Below are 23,939 nucleotides of genomic sequence, written 5' to 3'. Positions count from 1 at the left end.
ATAGTGGGAGCTGACATGCATGCCGAATTCATTAAAAAAACCAAAGATCAGTGGGCACTTTTGGATCATCTATACGATTTCCATTGTGCTGCTCGGTTTCATTTGGTATTACCAATGGGAACTCGGACTGATGATGACGCTGCTTTTGGCTGCATCGATTTACTATACCATTAGAGCAGAGCAGAACATGATCAATGAAACCGAGGAATATATATCGACGCTTTCCTATCGAGTCAAAAAAGTCGGCGAGGAAGCTTTATTAGAGATGCCGCTTGGAATCGTCCTGTTCAGTGAAAATTATAAAATCGAATGGGCCAATCCATATATGAATAAATTTACGGAAGCAGAAGAAACACTCGTCGGCAATTCTTTGGAACAGTTATCTGAACAATTGGTAACCAGTATCAAAGAGGGCAAAAAAGAAGCCTGGATGACGATAGATGATTATGAATTCCAGATCATGATCAAAAAGGATGAACGGCTCTTATACCTTTTTGATCGGACGAAACAGACGGAAATCCAAAACCTCTATCAAAATGAACAGACCGTTTTAGCTATCATTTTTCTTGATAACTACGAAGAAATCACCCAGGGGATGGATGATACGGCCAAGAGCCATATCAACTCCCAGGTGACATCGATTTTGAATAAATGGTCGAATGAATATGGCATCTACTTGAAGCGGACATCACAAGAGCGTTTCCTGGCAGTCATGAATCAGGAAATCCTTTACCAATTAGAAAAATCGAAATTCGAGATACTTGATGAAGTGAGGGAATTGATTTCGGACCATAATGTCCCGCTTACTTTAAGCCTCGGTACGGGGGTTGGCCCTGTCAGCCTTCCTGAGCTTGGAGAACTCGCCCAGTCGAGCCTCGACCTGGCTTTGGGGCGTGGCGGCGACCAGGTAGCCATCAAGGACGATACAGGAAAAGTCCGCTTCTACGGCGGTAAGACCAATCCAATGGAAAAAAGAACCCGTGTCCGTGCCAGAGTCATTTCCCACGCAATGAAAGAACTAGTCAAGGAAAGTGACCGTGTATTGATCATGGGGCACAAATCGCCCGATATGGATGCTGTCGGGGCTTCTATCGGTATTCTGAAAATCGCTCAGGCCAATGATAAGCAGGGCTTCATCGTATTGGATGAAGATGAAATCGATACAGGTGTCGATAAGATGATTGAAGAAGTAAAAGAAGATGAGGAGTTGTGGTCGAACTTCATTTCTCCGGAAGACGCACTGGAAATGGTCAATAATGAAACACTGCTCGTAGTGGTAGATACCCATAAGCCTTCCATGGTTGTCGAAGAAAAGCTGCTGGAGCGTACCGAGCATGTGGTAGTCATCGACCATCATCGGAGAGCGGAGGAATTCATTGCCGACCCGACACTTGTTTATATGGAACCATATGCTTCTTCCACTGCCGAACTAGTTACCGAGCTTCTTGAATACCAGCCGAAAAAACTGAAGCTGACCATGCTGGAAGCGACTGCTTTGCTTTCCGGCATCATTGTCGATACCAAAAGCTTTACATTAAGAACCGGGTCGCGTACGTTTGATGCTGCCTCCTATTTACGTTCAAAGGGTGCCGATACCGTCCTTGTCCAGAAATTCTTAAAAGAAGACTTGGATGTGTACGTCAGGAGAAGTCATTTGATTGAAAAAGCGGAGGTGTACCGCGATGGTGTGGCCATCTCTGCTGGAGCTGAAGGGGAAACCTATGGCCCTGTGCTGATCGCTCAGGCAGCTGATACGCTGCTGACGATGAGCGGTATTGTCGCTTCCTTTGTCATATCGGAACGGAAGGACGGAAGAATCGGGATCAGCGCGCGGTCACTTGGCGATGTAAACGTGCAGGTTATCATGGAGCGGATGAACGGGGGCGGCCATTTGACGAACGCGGCGACGCAACTGGAGGATACAACCATCAGCGATGCAAAGGCGTTGCTTGAAGATATCATCGATGAATATTTTGAAGGGGGATCACCAGAATGAAGGTTATTTTCACACAAGATGTCAAAGGCAAAGGGAAAAAAGGGGAAGTGAAGAACGTTTCAGACGGGTACGCCCGCAACTACCTGTTAAAAAATAATCTTGCAAAAGAAGCCACAACAGGAAATATGAAAGAACTGCAGGCGAAAAAAAATAAAGAAAAGCAGCTGGAGCAGGAAGAACTGGAAGAAGCAGAACAACTGAAAGACACCCTGGGAAAGCTGGAAGTGAAGCTGACAGCAAAATCAGGAGACGCCGGACGATTATTCGGTTCTATCACGAGCAAACAAATCGCAGATGAACTGAAGAAAACCCATAAAATTAAAATCGACAAACGTAAAATTGAACTGGACGAGCCGATCCGTTCCCTCGGTTACACGAATGTACCAGTGAAATTGCATCCAGAAGTGACAGGTACCATCAAGGTACACGTGGAAGAAGCATGAGCTTTTCTTTATCTAGGGGGAAATTCCTGTGAGTGAATTTTGGAACGATCGCACTCCGCCTCATAATATTGAGGCAGAACAAGCGGTTCTCGGTGCGATTTTTTTAGAGCCGGAAGCGATGTCCAGTGCCTCAGAGAAATTGATGTCAGACGATTTTTACCGTGCCGGCCATCAACGGATTTTCGAGGTGATGCTAAGGCTCGCCGATAAAGGGGAGCCGATTGACCTCGTCACTGTCACAACTGCACTTTCCAATGCAAAAGTACTGGAAGAAGTAGGCGGCGTGTCTTACTTAAGTGACCTCGCAAATTCCGTTCCGACTGCAGCTAATATTGAATATTACGCAAGTATTGTCGATGAAAAAGCAATTTTGCGCCGATTGATCAAAACAGCGACCAATATTGTCACCTCAAGCTTCTCAGAGGAAGAAGATGTGGATGGTGTATTAAACGATGCGGAGAAAAGCATCCTCGATGTTTCCCAGCGAAAGAATTCAGGTGCTTTCAAGAATATTAAGGACGTCCTGATTGATGTTTATGACAACATTGAACAACTCCATAACAACACGGAAGGCGTGACAGGAATCCCGACCGGCTACAGGGATCTGGACCGGATCACATCTGGCTTCCAGCGGAACGACCTGATCATCATCGCTGCCCGTCCTTCCATGGGTAAGACAGCCTTTGCCCTGAATATCGCCCAAAACGTAGCCATCAATACCGAAGAAAATGTCGCTATCTTCAGTCTCGAGATGGGAGCGGACCAGCTTGTTTCCCGTATGCTTTGTGCGGAAGGGAATATCGATGCTCAGAAGCTCAGGACCGGAAGCCTTGAAGCGGAAGACTGGGGAAAATTGACGATGGCGATGGGAAGCTTATCGAATGCAGGTATCTATATCGATGATACACCGGGCATCCGGGTAAGTGACATTCGTTCCAAGTGCCGACGATTGAAACAGGAGCATGGCCTTGGCATGATTTTAATCGACTACTTACAGCTCATTCAAGGAAGCGCAAATTCGAAGGAAAACAGGCAGCAGGAGGTATCAGAGATTTCCCGGTCACTGAAAGGTCTGGCTCGGGAACTCAACGTTCCGCTCATTGCATTATCTCAGCTTTCCCGTGGTGTAGAGTCACGACAGGACAAACGTCCAATGATGTCCGATCTGCGTGAATCAGGAAGTATCGAGCAGGATGCCGATATCGTCGGCTTTCTGTACCGGGAAGACTATTATGAGCAAGAATCCGAAAATAATAATATAGAAATCATCCTGGCTAAGCAGCGTAACGGCCCGGTCGGAACCGTAGAACTTGCTTTCGTAAAACAGTACAACAAATTCGTCGACCTCGACCATCGTTACCAGGAAAGCGATATACCACCAGCATGAACAAAGGTAAGCATAAGCTAGCAATCTAGCAAATGCTTACCTTTTCGCATATCGCCCGCCGATATGGAGAGTTCCCCCATGTTTTATTACTTAATTCAGGCCAAAAAGACGGAATGAGTTTCTGAATCCCGGACTATGCTCTTGTAATCCCGAACAAATGTATGAAATAAAATTTTATTGTTCGGCAATTACATTGACGGATGGAGCTACAATTGATAAACTTACAAAGTATCTGACAATAAATAAGTTAAAGATTAAAATATTGTGGCGGAGGTGCCTTATGTCTTCAGTAGTAGTTGTCGGAACCCAATGGGGCGACGAAGGAAAAGGTAAAATTACAGACTTTTTATCACAAAACGCTGAGGTGGTTGCCAGGTATCAAGGAGGCAACAACGCCGGCCATACGATAAAATTTGACGGTGTGACGTATAAACTGCATTTGATCCCATCAGGAATATTCTTTGAAGATAAAATTTGCGTGCTTGGAAATGGAATGGTCATCGACCCGAAAGCGCTGATCGAGGAATTGGAATACCTGCATGATAAAGGTGTTTCTACAAATAATCTCCGCATCAGCAATCGTGCCCACGTCATTCTTCCATACCACCTGAAGCTTGACGCTTTACAGGAAGAAGAAAAAGGTGCAAACAAAATCGGCACGACGAAAAAAGGAATCGGTCCAGCATATATGGACAAGGCTGCGAGAGTCGGTATTCGTATCGCCGACTTAATGGACAAAGAGACTTTCCGTGAAAAGCTGGAGACCAATCTGGCCGAGAAGAATCGCTATTTTGAGAGGCTATATGATACAGAGGCAATGAATGTAGACGATATTTTAGAAGAGTACTATGAATATGGCCAGCAGATTAAGCGATACGTATGCGATACATCTGTTGTGTTAAACGATAATCTCGATGAAGGACGACGAGTGCTGTTCGAAGGAGCTCAAGGCGTTATGCTCGATATCGACCAGGGCACTTATCCGTTCGTCACTTCTTCTAACCCGATTGCAGGCGGAGTTACTATCGGCTCTGGAGTTGGACCATCTAAAATCAAGCATGTCGTTGGTGTGTCCAAGGCATATACGACACGTGTCGGAGACGGGCCATTTCCAACCGAACTTAATGATGAAACCGGAGACCAGATCCGTGAAGTAGGCAGAGAATATGGTACGACCACCGGACGCCCTCGTCGTGTCGGCTGGTTCGACAGCGTAGTTGTCCGCCATGCCCGCCGTGTCAGTGGATTGACCGACCTGTCTTTGAACTCTATCGACGTCCTTACAGGAATAAAAACGTTGAAAATCTGTACAGCTTATAAGTATCGCGGAGAAATCATGGAGGAATTCCCAGCAAGCCTGAAGATACTTGCAGAATGTGAACCTGTTTACGAGGAAATGCCTGGCTGGACGGAGGATATTACTGGAGTGAAAAGCCTTCATGAATTGCCTCCGAATGCGCGCCACTATGTGGAGAGGATTTCTCAGTTAACTGGAATTCCGCTGTCCATTTTCTCTGTAGGACCGGACCGTTCCCAAACAAATATTGTGCGTAGCGTTTACAGTGACTAATATAGAAAAATGGGCTTCCACACAGTCCTTTCGAGTCTGAGGCAATAATCTTTTATTCAAAGAAACCCGAAGAATATTCGGGTTTCTTTTTTCATTGAATCACCATTACTGCTTCATCAATATCCTACGCTGTCCGTGAACAAGGCTCAAGCAAGACCGCTTTCTTCCAATCGTGCTGTTTCCACGGAGTCTACGGTTCTTTCAGCATGCTTTTTCAGTTTCAACCTGTTTTTTCTGAAGCGGAAATATGTTGTTTTCTAAGCGTCGATGAAGACTACGTATCAATTCCTATTACTTCTCTTTAACTAACAGAAGAATCTTTAGAATCTATTGCGCTCTCTTTTAAGTTTATGGTATGCTTAACCACGTTGTCGCTAAAATTACGGCTTATTACAATTTGAAAACATCCGTGCCGGCTTTGCGAGGCGTACAACAAGGTGAAACAATCAATAGAATAATTACTATATGGCTTGGTAGCTCAGTCGGTAGAGCAACGGACTGAAAATCCGTGTGTCGGCGGTTCGATTCCGTCCCAAGCCACTCTAAGAAAGCTGTCGAGAAATTTCTCGGCAGCTTTTTTGGTTTATTTAAATTCATTGTTTTGAATAACTCCTTGATTTTAGCCTGGTTTATAACACTCTTCCTTAAGATGACAAAGCTTATATTTTTCCACCAAAAAAAGTGGGTTTTTACCTGATTTTTTGATTGCCTACTTCTGAAATTTGTAACAACATACTGTTTTATCATGATTGACTCCATGATGAGCGAGAGGCGGTGACGCCTGCGGGAACAGCGCGAGCCGAAGATCCACTTGGTCAAGCGATCTTCTTGACCAAGTTAGCTGAGGTCGTGCCCGCGACAAGCATCCGCCGGCAAGCGATGAATGAGAATCTTTCCCCTAACGCCCCAAAATCTGGATAATCCCTCTTTCGACAAACCTTGTAACAGTTTTGCAAAACATGACAAAAATAACCAGGGTAAACTTACACAAAAAGAGTTTTTATACATTAAAAATCTTTATCGTTACTGGAAGTTCTACCGGTTTTTACCACGCTTATTATAAGTGTGTTACATCTTGTTGTACCCTATTTCGAAGGGACTTTTCCTATGGTAGATTGTTAACTGGACGAAAAATAGACAAAGAAAACCATAGATCGACTGTAAGAATTTTAGGAGGACTTTTGAGTGAGGGAATTAAATACTATACGGAATAGAAGTGTGTTCATGACCAAGTTGGCACTTGCTACACTGTTAAGTTTTGGAGTGATGATCGGGTCAGTTTACGCTGAGGAGAATATCATTACGGTTTCCCATGTCTATGTGGACGGCGAATACATAGGAACGGTGAAAGATAAAAGCGTAATACAGGATTACATTGATAGAAAGATCTCCGAAAAACAAGAGAAGTTTGAAGATTACCAACTTGCTCCATCTAAAAAAGTCACTTATGTAACTGAGCAGGCATTTACACCAGAATACGACAACAAGAAAGTTCTTGAAGAGATCAAACAGGAGGTCGCCATAGAAGTGAAAACAACAGCACTTCAAGTAAATGGTGAAACTGTTGCTTACCTTCCGACTAAAAAGGCTGCAGAAACAGCCCTTCAAGAGCTTAAAACCGAGTACACTGATAAATCTACCCAGATAGAGCTGGTTTCAAACACAAATGAGAAAAAAGATATGAAACCAGGGGACTCAGTCGTTACCGATATTAATTTATCAGAAAAAGTTTCTTATTCGGAAGCTCGAATTAAACCGGAACAGGTAATGAAGATTGAAGAAGCTGTGGAAGTATTGAAAACAGGAGACAAAGAAGAATTCATTCACAAAGTAAAAGAGGGGGAGACCCTCGAGGAAATCAGCAATTTTTACAACCTTTCAGCTGAGGACTTCATGCTTTTGAACAGTACTCTATCTCTTGGTAATAAGCTTGAAGCGGATCAGGAAGTGAAAGTAGAACAAAAAGGTCCGTATGTTGACGTCATTGTCGAAAAAGAGGGAATGAGAGAAGAAACAATCGAGCACGATAAAAAAGTAGTCGAAACAGACGAACTTTACATCGGGGAGTCAGAAGTAAAGCAAGAGGGCTCCGATGGCAAAAAAGAAATCCGCTATACGAAGACGATTGTAAATGGAGAAGAAAAAGAAACGAAAATTATCGAAGAAACGATCATCGAAGACCCGGTGGAAGAAATCATTCTTAAAGGGACTAAGCAAAAACCTTCCCGTGGCGATGGTTCGTTTGTCTGGCCTGCTGTCGGCGGCATCATTACAAGTGAAATGGGACAGCGCTGGGGACGCATGCACAAGGGGATTGATATTTCCGGTGTGAGTGATCGTACAATCAAAGCTGCTGACAACGGGGTTGTTTCCGAGGTTAGCTATAATGATGGAGAATATGGAAATAGAGTTGTCATCGATCATAACAATGGTTATGAAACGTATTATTTCCATCTGGCTTCCGTTAGTGTCGAAGATGGGGAAGTAGTGAAGGCAGGAGAGAAGATCGGCGTGATGGGGTCCACCGGTAATTCAACCGGGATGCATCTCCATTTTGAAGTCCATAAAAATGGCAGCGTCAAGAACCCCTTGAATTATGTTTCTAATTAAATATAATTTTTTATACCGCGCTCCATTATTGGCAGCGCGGTATTTTAGTAATTTTTGTGGAAAATCTGTCACTTATATGGCTAAAAAAGACATTTAGGAAAAAATAAGTTAGAATGAACTAAAAGCGTATATAAAAAAAGGATATTAAAAGGGAAGTGAATGGAATGAGTCAGAAAATATTAGTTGTTGATGATGAGAAACCAATTGCAGATATATTGAAATTCAATCTGGAGAAAGAGGGATATACGGTTGTCTGTGCTTATGATGGAGACGAAGCGATTGAGCTTACGAATCAGGAGGACCCGGATTTGATACTGCTCGATATCATGCTCCCGAATAAGGATGGGAATGAGGTTTGCCGGGAAGTACGCAAGACCCATAATATGCCGATTATTATGCTCACTGCCAAGGATTCGGAAATCGACAAAGTACTTGGTCTTGAACTTGGGGCTGATGATTACGTTACCAAACCGTTCAATAACCGCGAACTGATTGCCCGGGTAAAAGCGAATTTACGCCGCCGCTTTCAGGAGCCGGAAGATAGTGCAACCCAGACGAAAGACATCAAGGTTGGCCGTCTAGTCATCCATCCAGATGCTTATACAGTAACGCGTGATGGGGATTACATAGAGCTGACCCATCGTGAATTTGAGCTGCTTCATTACCTGGCACGCCACATCGGTCAAGTGATGACCCGTGAGCATCTATTGGAAACTGTCTGGGGCTATGATTACTACGGAGACGTACGTACAGTCGATGTCACAGTAAGAAGATTACGTGAAAAAATTGAGGAGAGTCCAAGTAATCCAACATGGATCGTCACACGCCGTGGCGTAGGGTACTATTTACGCAATCCAGAGCAGGAGTAGTGTTGTATGAAGAAAGTTGGTTTTTTCCAATCGGTGCGGTTGAAACTCATCCTGGTTTATATCCTGCTTTTATTGCTGGGTATCCAGGTCATTGGAGTTTATTTTGTTAATAATTTAGAGAGCAACCTGAAGGAAAACTTTATAAGTTCCATTGATGACCGCATCAAATGGCTGAAGTACAGCCTGGAACAGGCATTCCAGGAAGAACGCGGGGAGGACGACCCCTCCCTGGAGTCAGCCGTTCAAAGCATCCTGAGTGATTTTGACAGCCGTGATGGTGACATTTCCAAAATTCTGGTCGTTGATAATAACAGCAGGATTCTGGCGGCTTATGGACAGCATATCAATGAACAGGATGACGTCGGCAAGAAGACGAATGAACGGAATATCCAGAGTACGTTACTGCTTGGCGATACAAACGAACAGGAAGTAATGGATGACGGCGATCGTGTTCTAAAAAAGACTTTTCCCATCAAAGCACCTGATAATTCCGTTGTCGGGGCTATTTATTTAGAAGCCCAGATGGATGAAATTTATCAGCAGCTGCGTGAAATCAATGGTATTTTTGCTAAAGGTACAGCTTTATCAATTACCATCACGGCGCTTCTCGGTATCCTGGTAGCGAGGACAATCACAAAACCGATTACAGAGATGCGGCGACAGGCGAAAGTGATGGCGACCGGCGACTTTTCCCAGAAGGTCAATGTCTATGGAACCGATGAAATCGGGCAACTGGCTGTGACTTTTAACGACCTCAACGAAAAACTCCAATTAGCCCAGGCGACGACGGAAGGGGAACGGCGCAAGCTCAGCTCAGTTCTTTCCAACATGTCTGATGGGGTCATTGCGACGGACAGGCTTGGAGCAATCACCTTGATGAATACTCCTGCTTCCAAACTGATTGGCCAGCCGTTTGAAGAGGTCCAGGGGCAATCCTTGATTGATGTGTTGAATATCAATGATCAGATTTCTGATATTTCAGAGGTCCAGGACGCCGGCTCCATGCTGATTGATATGAGTACGGATGACCAATACCTTGTACTGAAGGCAAATTTTTCGTTTGTACTCGATGAATACCAGCATATGAATGGTTTCATTACCGTAATCAGCGACGTCACGGAGCAGGAAAAAGTCGAAAGGGAACGGCGCGAATTCGTGTCGAACGTTTCTCATGAACTTCGTACACCGCTTACGACCATGCGCAGTTATATAGAAGCATTGGCAGAAGGGGCATGGCAGGACAAAGAAATTGCCCCACGTTTCTTAGAGGTTACCCAAAATGAGACCGAGCGGATGATCCGTCTGGTCAACGATTTGCTCCAATTGACAAAAATGGATAATCAGGGCTATGACTTGCTTAAAGAACGTATCGAATTCATTGAATTTTATCACCATGTCATCGACCGTTTTGAAATGAATAAAGCAGAAGATATCGTATTCGAACGCCAATTGCCTCGTGAAGAAATTTATGTCTGGATTGATAAGGACAAAGTCACCCAGGTTATGGACAATATCATTTCGAATGCGATCAAATACTCCCCAGAGGGTGGAACCATCCGCTTCCGTGTCCAAAAAGTCAGAAACAAGCTGCAGGTAAGCGTGTCCGATGAAGGCATGGGAATCCCTGCTGAAAAAGTCGACAAAATCTTTGACCGGTTCTATCGGGTCGATAAAGCCCGGACAAGAAAACTTGGCGGAACCGGACTCGGCCTTGCCATCGCCCGGGATATGATTGAGGCGCATCACGGAGAAATCTGGGCAGAAAGCAAGGAGCACCATGGTACGACGGTTATCTTCACACTTCCTCTCATGAAGAAGAAGCGGAGGGGTGGCAAATGAATTTCGAAACATTGAAGTCGATTATTTTAATCATTCTTATTGCTTTCAGCCTGTTCCTCACCGTGGCTTTATGGAATTTTCAGCCGGAGCTTGAGGAGCTGGAAGAAACAGGTGATAATATTGTCGAAGAAACAAAAATTGGCGGAACCACCTCAAAAATGACCGATATAGTTGCGCCAAGCGATGTTATTTTTCATAATGCGCGCGGCCATTATACCTTTTCTAACCAGCTGGATGTGCAAAACTTTTATAATCAATTTCACAATTGGACCCTATTTGATTTTGAAACGGTTGATATGGACCAATACCCTGATGAAGCCTTAATGACAGAAGTGGCTTTTCCTGTGGAATTGCCGAATAAGGTGATTACCAGTATCTTCAATGTCAATGAAGATGAGTCCATCAGTATCCCGATTGGCGGGTTTAAACGGATATTCTTCATTCTTGACCAGGACAACAATAAAATTGAAGAAGTGTTATTCCTTTCCGAAGATACAAACACAGGTGTACGGGCAGAAATCCAGTCGACGAGCGTATATCAGGAATTAGAAGAACAGTTATACACATTCAATAACAAGACAGAGCTTCTTCTATTTAACCAAGGGAAAACGGATAGAATATTCATTCCGAAAAATCAGGTTACCATGAAAAAGCACAATATTTCCGTCAGCCGGATTGATGTCATTCCGTTGATTAATGTCCTGCTGAACCCGGATGAGGTCATCAGGAACGAACGGGAAGACGGGACTGTCCGTTATTCGGCCGCTTATAAGGAATTGACCATCGCCCCGGATGCGAACAGCATTTCTTATATTGATATCAATGCACCTTCGACTGAAGTGCAGATGGAACCCTTTGAACTGCTGAATACCAGCCTCAACTTTGTCAATGACCATGAGGGCTGGACAGGAAGCTATCACTTGTATGATATATCAGATCAGGCCAAACAGCAGGTCACTTACCGACTTTCTTATAAAGGGGTTCCGATTTTAAATAAGAGCGATCTTACGACCATAAATGTGGCTTATCAAAGTGATCAGGTTTACATGTATGAACGTCCCTTACGTTTCATTGACCGGGAATACAATACTTCAGACGAAGACGGAGCGATGAATGTCACTTTGGAATCCGGTCAGGCAATCATTGCCATGTTGGAGCGGGGCATTTCTATTCCTATAAGTCAGATACAAGATATCAGGATCGGGTATCGGCTTGTACCACTTGAGAATGCATATGATGATGTCTATATGCTTAAGCCTGCCTGGTTTGCCCTCCAAAATGGGAAATGGACCCATATAGATACAAATCAGGGAGAATTACCACAGGAGCAAAGGGGGGATAAGGATGCAATGGGGTCAAATTAAAACAATTTTCATCCTGAGTTTCCTTGTCCTTGATCTCTTTCTGCTCGGGCAGTTCCTCGGTAAAATTGAAGTGGATGTCCAAAGTGCAAATGATAATACAACGATCAAAGAACAGCTTGATTTAGAGGATATCGACTATTCGTCTGTCCCCGAAACAAGTCCGGAAGTGTCGTTGATGAATGGGCGCAGGGCTGACTTCTCTCAGGAAGATATGAAAGCAATCAAAGGTTTTAAAGGGATCACCCCTGAATTCGTGACAGATAATCTGCTTTATGTCCAGTTTGATGAAGCCGTTCCAATTGAAAAAGGCGCTTCAGGTGAAGAAGTACTCGATAAGGTGGAAGATGTCACGATTTACAGTGACCAGTATTCCTACTGGGGCTGGAACAAAGATTTAAACGTGATTCTTTTTTTCCAAAAGAGTAACGATAAAACCATTTATTATAATGAAAGCGGGTTATTGATGTACATTGTCGAGGATGGGGCCATTACGGGTTACTACCAGACAAGGCTTGGGAATATCAACATCGATAAGGAAAAAGAGCTTTCGATACCACCGATTCAGGCGGTCTATCAACTTTATGATACTGGTTATATCACATCTGGAGACAAAGTTACCGATATGAAAATCGGATACCATTCTAAGATCCAGCCAGAACCAGGAGAAGACTCTGGTGTTCAGGTATTTGCCCCTACATGGAAAGTTACTGTTAACGGAGAAGAAGATCATTTCGTCAATGCCCGGGAAGGGACAGTCGTGGAAATTGCTGAAGATGAATTTGTCGTGGATGCATTAAAAACAATCGGGGTCACCACTCCGATTACCAACCAGCCAGAAGGCACGAATGGAGAGGAACAGTCTGCTGAAGAGCAGCAAAATAATGATAACAATGAATAGATGGAGGGTCGATCGATGACCTTACGTTTTAGTGTGCTTGCTTCCGGCAGCACGGGGAACGCATTTTATATAGAAACGGAACAAGAAAAGATACTGGTCGATGCCGGCTTGAGCGGCAAAAGACTGGACCAGGGGTTTAAGGAAATTGGGGTGAATCCGAAAGAACTGACCAAGATACTTGTCACCCATGAACACAGCGATCATATAAAGGGGCTCGGCATCATCGCCCGGAAATATAACCTGCCGATCTACGCCAACGAAAAGACATGGAAAGCGATGGAGGGCTACCTTGGAAAACTTTCCATCGATCAAAAATTCCATTTCGGCATGGAGGAAGCTCGTAAATTCGGCGATTTGGATATTGAATCCTTCGGCGTTTCCCATGACGCTGCCGATCCTATGTTCTATTCCTTTCGTCACGATGGAAAAAAGGTGTCACTTGTCACGGATCTGGGTTATGTCTCCGAGCGGATCAAAAAAACGGTCGAAGATGCCGACGCCTACATTTTCGAATCGAATCATGACGTCAGCATGCTGCGGATGGGGCGTTATCCATGGAATATCAAGCGGAGAATCCTCGGGGACAGTGGTCATGTTTCCAACGAGGATTGTGCCCTTGCCTTGACCGATATCATTACTGACCGAACAAAGCGTATTTATTTGGCCCATTTAAGTCAAGATAACAATATGAAGGATCTTGCCCGCATGTCTGTCAGTAACGTGCTGACGGAACACGGGTATGAAGTTGGCCGCCGGCTTGAACTCCACGATACGGATCCGAAGCAGCCGACAGCCTTATATGTTGTTTAGATATTCCTATTTAGGAAAAATATATAGGAGGAAAACAAATAAGCAGGAAAGGAATGGTTGAGGACGATGGGGTATTATGACGATCATTCGCCACACACCCGGCAGCAGAAAAAAAGAAAAAGCTGGGTAATGCCGACAATCATCGGTATTATTTTAGGAGCGGTATTAATATTATTAGCATTGCCCGCTTTGATACAATCCAATTTACTTCCTTATGATATGACGATACCGGAGGATGATACTGGCCTTGTAGAAGAAGGGGAGAATCTAACAGGATCGACAGAAAATGTCAAAGTGAACGTGACCACACAAATCACTGAAGTGGTGGAAGAAGTAGCCCCGACCGTTGTCGGGGTAGTAAACCTGCAGACACGGAGCGGCTTCCTCCAAGGGGAGGAGACAGGGGAAGCAGGGACAGGCTCAGGCGTCATTTATAAAATCGACGGAGACACAGCCTATGTGGTGACCAATCATCACGTAATTCAGGGAGCAGATGAAGTAGAAGTCGTGTTAGCTGATGAAACCCGCGTAAAAGCGAAAATTGTCGGAAGCGACCTGTTTACTGACCTTGCTGTGTTGGAGATGTCTTCCGATCAGGTAGACAAAGCGATTGAACTCGGATCATCAAATAACCTCAAGGTTGGGGAGCCGGCAATAGCTATTGGGAACCCGCTTGGTCTGCGCTTTTCCGGTTCTGTGACAAGAGGGATCATCAGTGGAAAGCAACGGGCGATTCCGCAGGATTTCAATGGCGACGGACAGCCGGACTGGCAGGCAGAAGTCATTCAGACGGATGCGGCAATCAACCCGGGGAACAGCGGCGGCGCTTTGATTAATATTAAAGGGCAGCTGATTGGAATCAATTCCATGAAAATCGCTCGTTCAGCGGTCGAAGGCATTGGTTTTGCGATTCCAATCGACTATGCTGAGCCGATCATCGCAGAGCTAGAAGCAGACGGGAAAATCACCCGTCCATTCCTGGGTGTAGAAGCATACTCTCTGTCTGATGTATCATCTGCAGACAGGACGGAAACATTGAAGCTGCCGGAAGATGTGGAAAACGGGGTATATATCCGTAATATCGAACCGATGTCACCTGCAGCTAAAGCCGGTCTCAAGCCGCTGGATGTTATCGTTGCCCTGGATGGTGAACCAATCAAAAACATAATTGAGCTAAGACAGCATCTCTACCAGAAGAAAAAAGTAGGAGAGGAAATGAAAGTCACCTTCTACCGAAACGGAGAAAAGCAAGAAACGACTGTCACGCTCGCATCACAAGAAGACTTTTAAAGAAGAGGTGTCCTCATGGAATAACGCGAAAACCCTGATAAAGGGGCGTAGGTTCCAGGAGGCACCTTTTTTGATGCAGAGGGATAACTCAAATATTATCCACAAGATGTGAGTAACATGAGGATAAATGTCATATATATAGTAGCGAACACCAATTCCTATACTAAATAGCTGTTCACACCTGTGTATATGTGTATAACTTCTGTGTATAACCTGTTCATATGATGCAAATAGGTGTGAATAAATTAAAATCAACAAGCTGTGTGTATAAATCTGTGGATAATTGTGGGTAAGTAATCGGAAAATTCTTTTTTCCCCATGTGGACAAGAATAGGCATCAAGATAAAGGAGTTTTATGGTAAATAAAGTCTCAGGTAAGCTCACTTTTGAAACTTCATAAAGGTCTGTTCGTAGGTTATACAAAGGGAGGACTTAGTGGTGAGTAATAACTACATTAAATACTCGATAAGTGCTGGATTAGCTACCTTTGCTTTGTGTTTATTTATTCTCTTAGCAATTAATTCGCCCTTTCCATATCTAGGAGCTATTGTAGTAGGCTTTATCATATTTGAAATGAGTTTTTATCATTTATTCGGAAAAGAAAAAGAAAAACAAAAGTTGATGTAAGGTTCAATACTTAAGTTAAGTAGGATAAGGGGGATTTTTTTGAAAAGAAAGACGATCGCACAGATATTACTTTTTGTAATAGCGGGTTCATTATTTGCCTTTTCTATTGAAATGCCTGTATTAGGTTATAAAAAGCTTGAGTATATCGAGGAAACTTCCAGTCATCAAATAATTAATTATAATTGGTATGGGAAGAAGGTAAGTGAGCGGCCGTTTACAGGTGAACCTAAAGAAGCGCTTAACTTGTTTCAAAGGCAAAACAGGATTCAAAAAGTCCAGGTGTGCATAATTGTTTTTGCGCTTATTTCTTTGGCGCTATGGTGGAGCAATGAGAAAAAAAGATACATATACGGGAGTGCTTTTATCTGTTTCTTATTCCTTATGATTGATATTTTCCTGGTAAACAAATTTAGTTAAAGTTAAAAATGACAGGAGAAATTTGCTTCCAGACAAATAATAAGTGCTTTGTTAATGATCGATATGTTAATAAGAAGGAGTGGGTTGTTTGGGGAAATCTGTTTATGTGGTTCTCAGCCTTTTCCTAACCGTTTTAGTTGCAGGTTGCAATCAAGAACCCACAATAGAGTGGCACGAGACAAAAGAAGCAGCCATCGAAACAGGGTTAAAACAAGAGGGAGAAGAGCTTGAATCAATTTTATCTATTGAAAACTTTGATGGTGAAACGTTGGTATTTTACGATCATACGGGAAGTATAGGTGTAGCGTACATAGCTAAAAGCGAAAAAGGATATGGTTGGAACAGAAGCCAGCCATACATTGATTTTGAAAAAAGTGGAGAACTTGCTTATTCTACCTCCAGCTTTGAAATGGAAACGGAAACAGGAGAGGTCTTCTCCATTTTGATCGGAGAAACATTTGATTCCTCAATTCAAAAAATGAAGTTCTCAGGAAATGGGGCCGTAAAAGAATTAGAGGTATCCGAAGAAAATGGATACTTCTACGCTGTTCATAAAATGCCTTCTGATGCTGTCGATGTTTCTCCAATTGTATACTAGGCTTTGCACGAATACGGAAAGGCAGTGACTCTTGATCGGCCAGGAGCTCACGGTAAAATGTAAACAAAGTAATCAAGGAAGGATTTTTATCCATGCAGCCATTCACGAAAGAAGTCATTGATATCATTGCCGCTATCCCGGAAGGAAGGGTAATGACCTATGGACAGGTTGCCAAGCTTGCCGGCAGTCCAAGAGGAGCGAGGCAGGTTGTCCGTGTCCTTCACACTATGAGCAGAAAACACCAGCTCCCCTGGCACAGGGTCATCAACGCCAAGGGTGAGATTGCGATCAAGGATTCAGAGGCAAGCCACGAACAGTGTCTGTTACTGGAAAATGAAGGACTTGAAGTTCTGGGCAATAAGGTGGATTTGAAAGCATATCAGTACCATCCGGATAAAAAGAAGGCGTAATAAACCTCCCTTCTGGGAACAGACTAAAAACAATGCCCGAAGGAGGATTGCCTGATGAAAGATCGATTGATACCTGTGACATCTGTTTCAAGCGGGCTAGAACAGCCCATAACACCTGATATCCATTGCCTGCCTATCCAGGTGGTGAACCTGTGTTTTGTCGGAAGCCCGGTGCGTCCGGATGAATGGGTGCTTGTCGATGCCGGGATGCCTAAGTCGGCGGAACAGATCATCGCGACAGCCAGTGAATTATATGGAGAAGGTAAGAAACCGCAAGCAATCATTTTGACCCATGGCCATTTTGATCATGTCGGAGCGGTTGAGGAGCTGGTCGATTATTGGAATGTTCCCGTGTATGCCCATGAACTGGAACTGCCTTTTCTGACCGGACAAATGGATTACCCCGAGCCTGATACAAGTGTCGAGGGCGGATTGGTAGCAAAAATGTCACGAATGTTCCCCAATGAAGGGATTGATCTCGGATCAAACGTCTATAAGCTTCCAGATGACGGCAGCGTTCCCCACATGCCTGAGTGGCAATGGGTGCATACACCTGGCCATACGCAGGGCCATGTTTCGCTTTTCCGGGAAAAAGATCGGACAATGATTGCCGGTGATGCCTTTATTACCGTAAAACAAGAATATCTCTTCAAGGTTCTGACTCAGGAAATGGAAATCAGCGGACCCCCGAGATATTTGACAACGGACTGGGATGCAGCCTGGGATTCTGTCAGAAAACTGGAGGCGTTAAAGCCGAATATCGCCGTTACCGGACATGGCCATCCGATGGCAGGAGAAGAATTGAGGGAAAATTTGAGCCGGTTAGTCCAGGATTTTGAAAAAATAGCCATTCCCGATCATGGAAAATTCGTGGATGGGAAGAAAAATGACACGTGAAAAAAGGAATACCCCAGACTTGCTTTCATGCCGGCAAGTCTGGGGTATTTTTTTACAGTTACACTTATTCATTTGAGACTTTATGATGGTCTGTCGACTCATCTGAAAATAACTGGACTTTAGGTTTGCCGCCTTTGCCATAATAAATCCGTTCCACATAATCTTCCGTAATTGCTTTGATTTCTTTATTCATGAACAGGATTGGAATGACATTGGCAAGCACTACTGCAGCAAGAAGGATATCAAGGAACTGCCATAAAAATTGCAGTCCGCCGATTGCCCCTAAATAAACCGACAGGATATAAACGACTCGCAGCCATTTGGATGCTTTTAACCCAAAAAGGTATTCTGCTTGTTTTTCTCCATAGAAGATAAGTACGCCGATCGTTGTCATCACAAAGAATAACAGGAATATGGCAATGAATGTCCCGCCGAACTGTTCACCGAAAATATCGCCGAACGCAACACTGATCATGGAAGAAGCGTTGTCTGCGCCAACTTCCCTCCATGCTCCTGAGGAAAGGACAGCCAGCCCTGTTGCAGAGCAGATGACGATCGTATCGATGAATACGGCAAATATCCCCCATAGTGCCTGTTTACTCGGATGGTCTGTCTGGGCAGCCGCGTGAGCGATTGGTCCGGTGCCTAGCCCTGCTTCATTGGAATAAAGGCCACGGGCAATACCCCAGCGGATAGCCTGGGCGACGGCAGCACCGGCAAACCCACCGGCTGCTGAAATCGGTGTAAATGCATGCTGGAATATCAGTGCGAACACATTCGGCAGCTCCGTGATATTGGCAAGGATGACAATCAAACAGCCTAATACATATGTCACTACCATGAATGGAACGAATTTGTCTGTTACCTTCCCGATCCGTTTAATACCTCCAAATATGATAGCTCCTACGATAATCGTAAGAAAAATACCAGTGATGGCAGTAGGCCACCCGAAGGCACCTTCCATTTGCGTAGCAATGGAATTCGTCTGGACCATGACGCTAGGGAAAGCTTCCAGCATGAGGCATAACGCAAAAATGATGGCTACTTTATCCCAGCCTAGTCCCTTTTTAATGTAATATTGGGGGCCGCCAACCCAGACACCGTCCTCATTCTTCTCACGGTACTTCAGGCCAAGGAGAATTTCTGAATAACGTGTGGCCATACCGAGTAAAGCGACAGCCCACATCCAGAAAAGCGCCCCAGGTCCACCGAGGGCGATTGCAAGCGGTACACCGACAATATTGGTAGCACCAGCGGTCGAAGCTAGCGCTGATGTGAAGGCCTGAAACGGCGTAATCGTCCCTTCATGCCTGTTTTTCTTGAAAATCTGGCCAATCGTTTTGTTCAAAACGTGGCCGAAGAAACGAAACTGGAAAAATTTCAATCGTATGGTAAGAAAGATTCCTCCAACCACCAGGAGGCCGGCTAATAAGTATGTCCATAAAAAGTTCGATATTTCTGCTACTCCAGTTTCAATCAATGACAGCAAGTTTTCCATCGTATTCTCCTTTCCTTTTGTTGAACGAAGCATTAGTATTGCTTACCCCATTTTCAATAGGCTAATGCGATACATTTCCGGAAATAGGAAAAAAGAATTACCATGCGGGCAGGAGAGCGATGAATAGGTGCTGAAAAAAGCGCACAAAAAAAGGACCCCTGTGACAGGAGTCCCTTTTGTAACGTCAATTATTTTTGAACGTTAGCAGCTTGAGGTCCGCGTTGGCCTTCTTCGATATCGAAAGTAACTGCTTGACCTTCTTCAAGTGATTTGAAGCCTTCGCCTTGAATAGCAGAGAAGTGAACGAATACATCGTCTTGACCTTCTACTTCGATGAAACCGAATCCTTTTTCTGCGTTGAACCATTTAACTGTACCTTGTACCATGAAAATTCCTCCTGATTGTGGTGACCCACAAATGTATTACTATTCTTGCTCTTCATATTCATTCAAGACGAAAATCACTTTTTCTTCCCTCACTCATATACCGAACAATCAAGTGATCTAATCATATCACCCGGGTATGATAAAAGCAAGCGAATCCCGGAAAAACTTTTCCAGATCCCCTTTTCTTACAATTTTCGACGATTTTCTGCCAAATTCGCTATATAGATTTCACCCCACCCCGTGAGAACCAATATCTGGTTCTCACGGGGTATGCTGTTAGTTCTCTTTGTCGAGCTGGTTGTTTTTCAGGTACATATATAGCAGGGCGGCGAAAATGATGATATAACCGATGATGCTCATCAAGTCAGGCACCTGGTTGATGACGATGATACTGAGCAGTGTTGAGAAGACGACCGTAGAATAGAAGAAAATCGAAATTTCCTTCGCAGGAGCGAACTTGTAGGCGATCGTAATCCCGAACTGGCCGACCGTTGCAAATACACCGGCAAGCAATAGGTAGATCAGCTGCTTCACGCTCATCGGTTCATAAAAAATAATCAAAAACGGGAGCAGTGCCATGGTCGTGAAAAAGGAAAAATAAAAGACGACCGTATAGTATTTTTCCTTATCGCCAAGCACCCGAAGTACTGTGTAGGCCCCGGCCGCAAACACAGCCCCAAGCACCCCTCCCAAATATGGCAGGATATCAATGGAAAACTGCGGCTGGATGATAAACAGCGTCCCTACAAAAGCAACGACGATCGCGATCATCTGGAAGGGCAGGATCCGTTCCTTTAAAAAGATTGCAGAAAAGATGATCGTCAAAAACGGACTCAATTTATTCAGCATGTCGGCATCCGACAGCACCAGTTCATCGATGGAATAGAAAAACAGCACCATCCCAATCGTCCCCATGGCAGAACGGAGCAGGAGGAATTTCTGGTTTTCCTTTTTTCCGAACATGCTTTCCTTATAATACATGACGAAGCCGAAGGAAATGACCGCGGAAATGATATTCCGGAACCACGTCTTCTGAATCGCCGGCAGATCCCCGGACAGCTTGACGAACGCCGCCATCACGGAAAAGCCGAACGCCGATATCAATAGTAAAAGTATCCCTTTATTTCTGTCCTTCATAATGGTCCTCCATCTATTCAAACAAAGTTATCTGTTACACACTTTAACCATCCTAATACAAAAATAACCCGCAGAAAAGGGAATTGCTCGCATTTTGGCGATCGTTATCTTGGTATCGAAACAAATAATCTAGTACACTTTTCATAGAAGCTAAAAGGGATGGAGGAGACGCCATGATTGACTTACGAAGCGATACAGTAACCAAGCCGACGGAAGCGATGCGGAAAGCCGCCTATAAAGCAGAAGTCGGTGACGATGTATATGGAGAGGATCCGACGATCAATCGTCTCGAGGAGCGGGCTGCGGAAATGCTCGGCAAAGAAGCGGCACTATTTGTGACGAGTGGTACTCAAGGGAACCAGATTGCCATTCTGACCCATTGTAATCCCGGAGATGAAATCATCCTCGAACAGAATGCCCACCTGTTTCTGTACGAAGGAGCAGCCATGTCAGCACTTGCCGGTGTCCAGCCCCGCACACTGCCTGGAGTAAGGGGTGCAATGGATCCATCTGACGTCGCAGCAGCTATCCGTTCGGAAGACATCCATTTTCCTGAAACAGGATTGATCTGCCTGGAGAATACCCATAACAAAGCAGGCGGCGCTGTTCTCCCTATCGAAAATATGAAAACGATCACCCAGATCGCCCGGGAGCACCATATCCCTGTCCATCTGGATGGCGCAAGGCTGTTCAATGCCTCTGCGGCGACGGGTATTTCGGTAGATAAATATGCAGCGCTTACGGATTCTGTCCAGTTCTGTCTGTCAAAAGGACTCGGAGCACCGGTCGGATCGATCATCGCCGGTTCAGAAGATTTCATTAAGAAAGCACGGAAATGGCGGAAACGTCTCGGTGGGGGCTTGCGGCAGGCGGGAATCATCGCAGCGCCCGGGCTTGTCGCATTGGAGGAAATGACAGAGCGGCTGACAGAGGATCAGGAGAATGCAGAACTATTGGCCTCCGGAATCTCCCATATCACTGGTCTTGAAATTGAGAATAAGGTCGAGACGAACATTGTTCTCGTGAATACGGAAAAAGCGGGATATACAGCGGAGCAATTCCTGGAAGCTTTGAAGGATGAGGGCGTCCTGGCTGTCCCGTTCGGCCCTCACACTGTCCGGTTCGTCACCCATTATCCTATTTCAGGTAAAGATATCGACAACGTCCTCACCAAAATCCAGCAGCTGGTGAATCGATAGAATAGAAGAGTTTAGTCCAGTCGTTTTATGCGGCTGGGCTTTTTAAATGCCGTTTTTCATCCCCCGTAAGCCTTCAGGTTTTGTCAATTCATAACCCCTTGGGAAAATTAGTGTCAAAAATGCATGTTAATTGGCGTTTTGGCGGCCGTCTTTCCCAATATACAAGTCTCTTAAGTATGCTAGAATTTTATATGTAAGTAACAGAATATTCAGACACAACCACAACTTTTATTAATCTATCAGAGGGGAGGAGCAATCTACTAAATACCAAAATTAGGTATTTACACACATGGATTTGCGTCTACTTACTCAATCAAAAAGAATTTACTTTTGCTAGAATGTAATTTATCGAATTATACAAATATTCAAAATTAAACAAAATTTGTACAATTCGACAAAAACTAATGGATGAGGTGGAGACACTTATGAAGCGAATTTTGTTATCGATGACGATGGCGATCCTGGTCATGAGCACATTCGCTGCCGGGGCTTTAGCAGCTCCCGAAGGAAATCAGGCTCAGAAACAGGACACGCTCCGCGTATTGATTGATGTGAAGCATGATTCTGCTGCCAAACAGGCTAAACAGAATTACGATGTCCGTTGGAATTTTGGTGAAAAAGGATTTACGACAAACGTAAACCAGAAGCAATATGAAGCATTGAAAAAGAACAAAAACATAGAAGTTTCATTAGTGGAAAAGGTATCCATAGCTGAAAAACCAGTGAAAACAGGCGAACGCAGTGCGCTTCCATCCGATCAAACCCCGTGGGGAATGGAAGCGATCTATAACAACGACACTATTCAGACAACCGACGGTGGTGACAATATCCGTGTTGCCGTCCTTGATACCGGCGCCAATGTCAATCACGTCGATTTGGCATCGAACGTCGAGCAATGTAAGGACTTCAGCCATAACCGTTCTCCATTGATTGAAGGAGACTGCGGGGACGGAAATGGCCACGGTACCCATGTCGCAGGTACGGTGCTTGCTGACGGCGGGTCTGACGGGCTTGGCATTTACGGCGTAGCTCCTGATGCGAAGCTTTGGGCTTACAAAGTGCTGACCGACCGTGGTTCCGGATATTCCGATGACATCGCCCGTGCCATCACACATGCGACTGACCAGGCAAATGCAAAAGGTGTGAACCTCGTCATTTCCATGTCTCTCGGGGCAAGCTCCGAATCCACGTTGATTTCTGATGCGGTCACTTACGCAAATAATAATGGCGTCCTCGTTGTAGCAGCAGCGGGTAACGCTGGTCCTGATGCCAATACGATCGGCTTCCCGGGCGGACTTCAGGATGCAGTAGCGGTAGCTGCTCTTCAGAATTCCCAGGAAAACGGCACTTACCGTGTCGCTGACTTCTCTTCTCGCGGTAACCCCGATACAGACGGGGATTACCAGATCGAGCGTCTGGATGTGGAAGTGTCCGCGCCAGGTGCGGCCATCGAATCGACCTGGAATGATGGCGGCTATAACACCATCAGCGGAACATCCATGGCGACTCCGCATATCTCCGGTCTAGCAGCGAAAATCTGGGCAGAAAATCCTGGACTAAGCGATGATCAGCTCCGTGCTGAACTGCAAAACCGTGCCACAGCCAATGATATCCTTGGCGGTTACGGCGCTGCAACTGGCGATGACTATGCTTCTGGGTTTGGCTTCCCACTAGCGAACTAATGGTATACAAAG

General features: G+C 44.7%; 21 protein-coding genes and 1 tRNA gene. 19 read left to right on the top strand and 3 right to left on the bottom strand.

Translation table 11 applies throughout. The features are described 5' to 3' along the window. Nucleotides 1–19: 19 nt before the first annotated feature. The 17 genes from JOC33_RS05265 to JOC33_RS05185 all read left to right on the top strand — a co-directional run bounded on the left by JOC33_RS05265 (nt 20) and on the right by JOC33_RS05185 (nt 18,025). Entirely contained in the window at nt 20–1,996 is a 1,977-nt protein-coding gene (locus tag JOC33_RS05265) for a DHH family phosphoesterase (RefSeq protein WP_205091401.1), read from the top strand. Beyond that, nucleotides 1,993–2,439: a 50S ribosomal protein L9 gene (rplI, locus tag JOC33_RS05260; RefSeq protein ID WP_205091400.1), complete on the top strand. Its 447-nt coding sequence runs from the start codon at nt 1,993–1,995 to the stop codon at nt 2,437–2,439. Before JOC33_RS05265 ends, rplI begins: the two co-directional genes overlap by 4 nt. A gap of 28 nt (nt 2,440–2,467) precedes the next feature. Further along, nucleotides 2,468–3,826, top strand: coding sequence for a replicative DNA helicase (gene dnaB / locus JOC33_RS05255; protein WP_205091399.1), 1,359 nt, complete (start codon nt 2,468–2,470; stop codon nt 3,824–3,826). Nucleotides 3,827–4,106: 280 nt separating this feature from the next. Then, the gene (locus tag JOC33_RS05250) at nt 4,107–5,396 is read left to right on the top strand and encodes an adenylosuccinate synthase (protein ID WP_205091398.1); all 1,290 of its coding nucleotides are present in this window, start codon (nt 4,107–4,109) and stop codon (nt 5,394–5,396) included. Nucleotides 5,397–5,863: 467 nt separating this feature from the next. After that, nucleotides 5,864–5,936: transfer RNA gene (locus JOC33_RS05245), tRNA-Phe, on the top strand. Nucleotides 5,937–6,581: 645 nt separating this feature from the next. After that, complete coding sequence (locus JOC33_RS20650; protein ID WP_205091397.1) at nt 6,582–8,006, top strand: peptidoglycan DD-metalloendopeptidase family protein; 1,425 nt, start codon at nt 6,582–6,584, stop codon at nt 8,004–8,006. 164 nt (nt 8,007–8,170) lie between these two features. Continuing rightward, entirely contained in the window at nt 8,171–8,875 is a 705-nt protein-coding gene (gene yycF / locus JOC33_RS05235) for a response regulator YycF (RefSeq protein WP_205091396.1), read from the top strand. Between the two features lie 6 nt (nt 8,876–8,881). Further along, nucleotides 8,882–10,714 (top strand): cell wall metabolism sensor histidine kinase WalK, encoded by a 1,833-nt coding sequence (gene walK, locus JOC33_RS05230; RefSeq protein ID WP_205091395.1) that lies wholly within the window; start codon nt 8,882–8,884, stop codon nt 10,712–10,714. After that, nucleotides 10,711–12,078, top strand: coding sequence for a YycH family regulatory protein (locus tag JOC33_RS05225; protein WP_205091394.1), 1,368 nt, complete (start codon nt 10,711–10,713; stop codon nt 12,076–12,078). Before walK ends, JOC33_RS05225 begins: the two co-directional genes overlap by 4 nt. Further along, the gene (locus JOC33_RS05220; protein ID WP_205091393.1) at nt 12,059–12,976 is read left to right on the top strand and encodes a two-component system regulatory protein YycI; all 918 of its coding nucleotides are present in this window, start codon (nt 12,059–12,061) and stop codon (nt 12,974–12,976) included. Before JOC33_RS05225 ends, JOC33_RS05220 begins: the two co-directional genes overlap by 20 nt. Before the next feature lie 15 nt (nt 12,977–12,991). Further along, nucleotides 12,992–13,786: an MBL fold metallo-hydrolase gene (locus JOC33_RS05215; RefSeq protein ID WP_205091392.1), complete on the top strand. Its 795-nt coding sequence runs from the start codon at nt 12,992–12,994 to the stop codon at nt 13,784–13,786. A gap of 66 nt (nt 13,787–13,852) precedes the next feature. Continuing rightward, complete coding sequence (locus JOC33_RS05210) at nt 13,853–15,076, top strand: S1C family serine protease (RefSeq protein ID WP_205091391.1); 1,224 nt, start codon at nt 13,853–13,855, stop codon at nt 15,074–15,076. Nucleotides 15,077–15,514: 438 nt separating this feature from the next. After that, a complete protein-coding gene (locus JOC33_RS05205; protein ID WP_205091390.1) occupies nt 15,515–15,703 on the top strand; it encodes a hypothetical protein in 189 nt (62 codons plus the stop codon). Between the two features lie 39 nt (nt 15,704–15,742). Continuing rightward, entirely contained in the window at nt 15,743–16,120 is a 378-nt protein-coding gene (locus tag JOC33_RS05200) for a hypothetical protein (RefSeq protein WP_205091389.1), read from the top strand. 88 nt (nt 16,121–16,208) lie between these two features. Further along, nucleotides 16,209–16,718: a hypothetical protein gene (locus tag JOC33_RS05195; RefSeq protein WP_205091388.1), complete on the top strand. Its 510-nt coding sequence runs from the start codon at nt 16,209–16,211 to the stop codon at nt 16,716–16,718. 92 nt (nt 16,719–16,810) lie between these two features. Further along, nucleotides 16,811–17,128 carry an MGMT family protein gene (locus tag JOC33_RS05190; RefSeq protein ID WP_205091387.1) on the top strand — a complete coding sequence of 106 codons (318 nt, stop codon included), beginning with the start codon at nt 16,811–16,813 and terminating at the stop codon, nt 17,126–17,128. A gap of 54 nt (nt 17,129–17,182) precedes the next feature. Further along, on the top strand, nt 17,183–18,025 hold the full coding sequence (locus JOC33_RS05185) for an MBL fold metallo-hydrolase (protein WP_205091386.1): 843 nt from the start codon (nt 17,183–17,185) through the stop codon (nt 18,023–18,025). A 64-nt stretch (nt 18,026–18,089) separates the two neighbouring features. On the opposite strand, the gene JOC33_RS05180 is transcribed toward JOC33_RS05185, so the two are convergent. The 3 genes from JOC33_RS05180 to JOC33_RS05170 all read right to left on the bottom strand — a co-directional run bounded on the left by JOC33_RS05180 (nt 18,090) and on the right by JOC33_RS05170 (nt 21,046). Then, nucleotides 18,090–19,523: an alanine/glycine:cation symporter family protein gene (locus JOC33_RS05180; protein WP_205091385.1), complete on the bottom strand. Its 1,434-nt coding sequence runs from the start codon at nt 19,521–19,523 to the stop codon at nt 18,090–18,092. A gap of 188 nt (nt 19,524–19,711) precedes the next feature. Further along, complete coding sequence (locus JOC33_RS05175) at nt 19,712–19,909, bottom strand: cold-shock protein (RefSeq protein ID WP_205091384.1); 198 nt, start codon at nt 19,907–19,909, stop codon at nt 19,712–19,714. Between the two features lie 276 nt (nt 19,910–20,185). After that, nucleotides 20,186–21,046 carry a DMT family transporter gene (locus JOC33_RS05170; protein ID WP_205091383.1) on the bottom strand — a complete coding sequence of 287 codons (861 nt, stop codon included), beginning with the start codon at nt 21,044–21,046 and terminating at the stop codon, nt 20,186–20,188. A 173-nt stretch (nt 21,047–21,219) separates the two neighbouring features. Between JOC33_RS05170 and ltaE the strand changes: the two genes are divergently transcribed. Further along, nucleotides 21,220–22,245: a low-specificity L-threonine aldolase gene (gene ltaE / locus JOC33_RS05165; protein WP_205091382.1), complete on the top strand. Its 1,026-nt coding sequence runs from the start codon at nt 21,220–21,222 to the stop codon at nt 22,243–22,245. A 425-nt stretch (nt 22,246–22,670) separates the two neighbouring features. Next, on the top strand, nt 22,671–23,927 hold the full coding sequence (locus JOC33_RS05160; RefSeq protein WP_205091381.1) for a S8 family peptidase: 1,257 nt from the start codon (nt 22,671–22,673) through the stop codon (nt 23,925–23,927). Nucleotides 23,928–23,939 lie beyond the last annotated feature (12 nt).

The sequence above is a fragment of the Thalassobacillus pellis genome (genome assembly GCF_016908295.1).
Classification (GTDB): domain Bacteria; phylum Bacillota; class Bacilli; order Bacillales; family Halobacillaceae; genus Thalassobacillus; species Thalassobacillus pellis.
Note: the sequence above shows the minus strand (reverse complement) of the source record. Positions and strands in the feature narration are given on the sequence as shown.

Coding starts and splice junctions, on each gene's coding strand:
- JOC33_RS05265 (WP_205091401.1), top strand. CDS start 20: ATGCCGAATTCATTAAAAAAACCAAAGATCAGTGGGCACTTTTGGATC.
- rplI (WP_205091400.1), top strand. CDS start 1,993: ATGAAGGTTATTTTCACACAAGATGTCAAAGGCAAAGGGAAAAAAGGG.
- JOC33_RS05250 (WP_205091398.1), top strand. CDS start 4,107: ATGTCTTCAGTAGTAGTTGTCGGAACCCAATGGGGCGACGAAGGAAAA.
- yycF (WP_205091396.1), top strand. CDS start 8,171: ATGAGTCAGAAAATATTAGTTGTTGATGATGAGAAACCAATTGCAGAT.
- walK (WP_205091395.1), top strand. CDS start 8,882: ATGAAGAAAGTTGGTTTTTTCCAATCGGTGCGGTTGAAACTCATCCTG.
- JOC33_RS05225 (WP_205091394.1), top strand. CDS start 10,711: ATGAATTTCGAAACATTGAAGTCGATTATTTTAATCATTCTTATTGCT.
- JOC33_RS05220 (WP_205091393.1), top strand. CDS start 12,059: ATGCAATGGGGTCAAATTAAAACAATTTTCATCCTGAGTTTCCTTGTC.
- JOC33_RS05215 (WP_205091392.1), top strand. CDS start 12,992: ATGACCTTACGTTTTAGTGTGCTTGCTTCCGGCAGCACGGGGAACGCA.
- JOC33_RS05210 (WP_205091391.1), top strand. CDS start 13,853: ATGGGGTATTATGACGATCATTCGCCACACACCCGGCAGCAGAAAAAA.
- JOC33_RS05190 (WP_205091387.1), top strand. CDS start 16,811: ATGCAGCCATTCACGAAAGAAGTCATTGATATCATTGCCGCTATCCCG.
- JOC33_RS05185 (WP_205091386.1), top strand. CDS start 17,183: ATGAAAGATCGATTGATACCTGTGACATCTGTTTCAAGCGGGCTAGAA.
- JOC33_RS05180 (WP_205091385.1), bottom strand. CDS start 19,523: ATGGAAAACTTGCTGTCATTGATTGAAACTGGAGTAGCAGAAATATCG.
- JOC33_RS05175 (WP_205091384.1), bottom strand. CDS start 19,909: ATGGTACAAGGTACAGTTAAATGGTTCAACGCAGAAAAAGGATTCGGT.
- JOC33_RS05170 (WP_205091383.1), bottom strand. CDS start 21,046: ATGAAGGACAGAAATAAAGGGATACTTTTACTATTGATATCGGCGTTC.
- ltaE (WP_205091382.1), top strand. CDS start 21,220: ATGATTGACTTACGAAGCGATACAGTAACCAAGCCGACGGAAGCGATG.
- JOC33_RS05160 (WP_205091381.1), top strand. CDS start 22,671: ATGAAGCGAATTTTGTTATCGATGACGATGGCGATCCTGGTCATGAGC.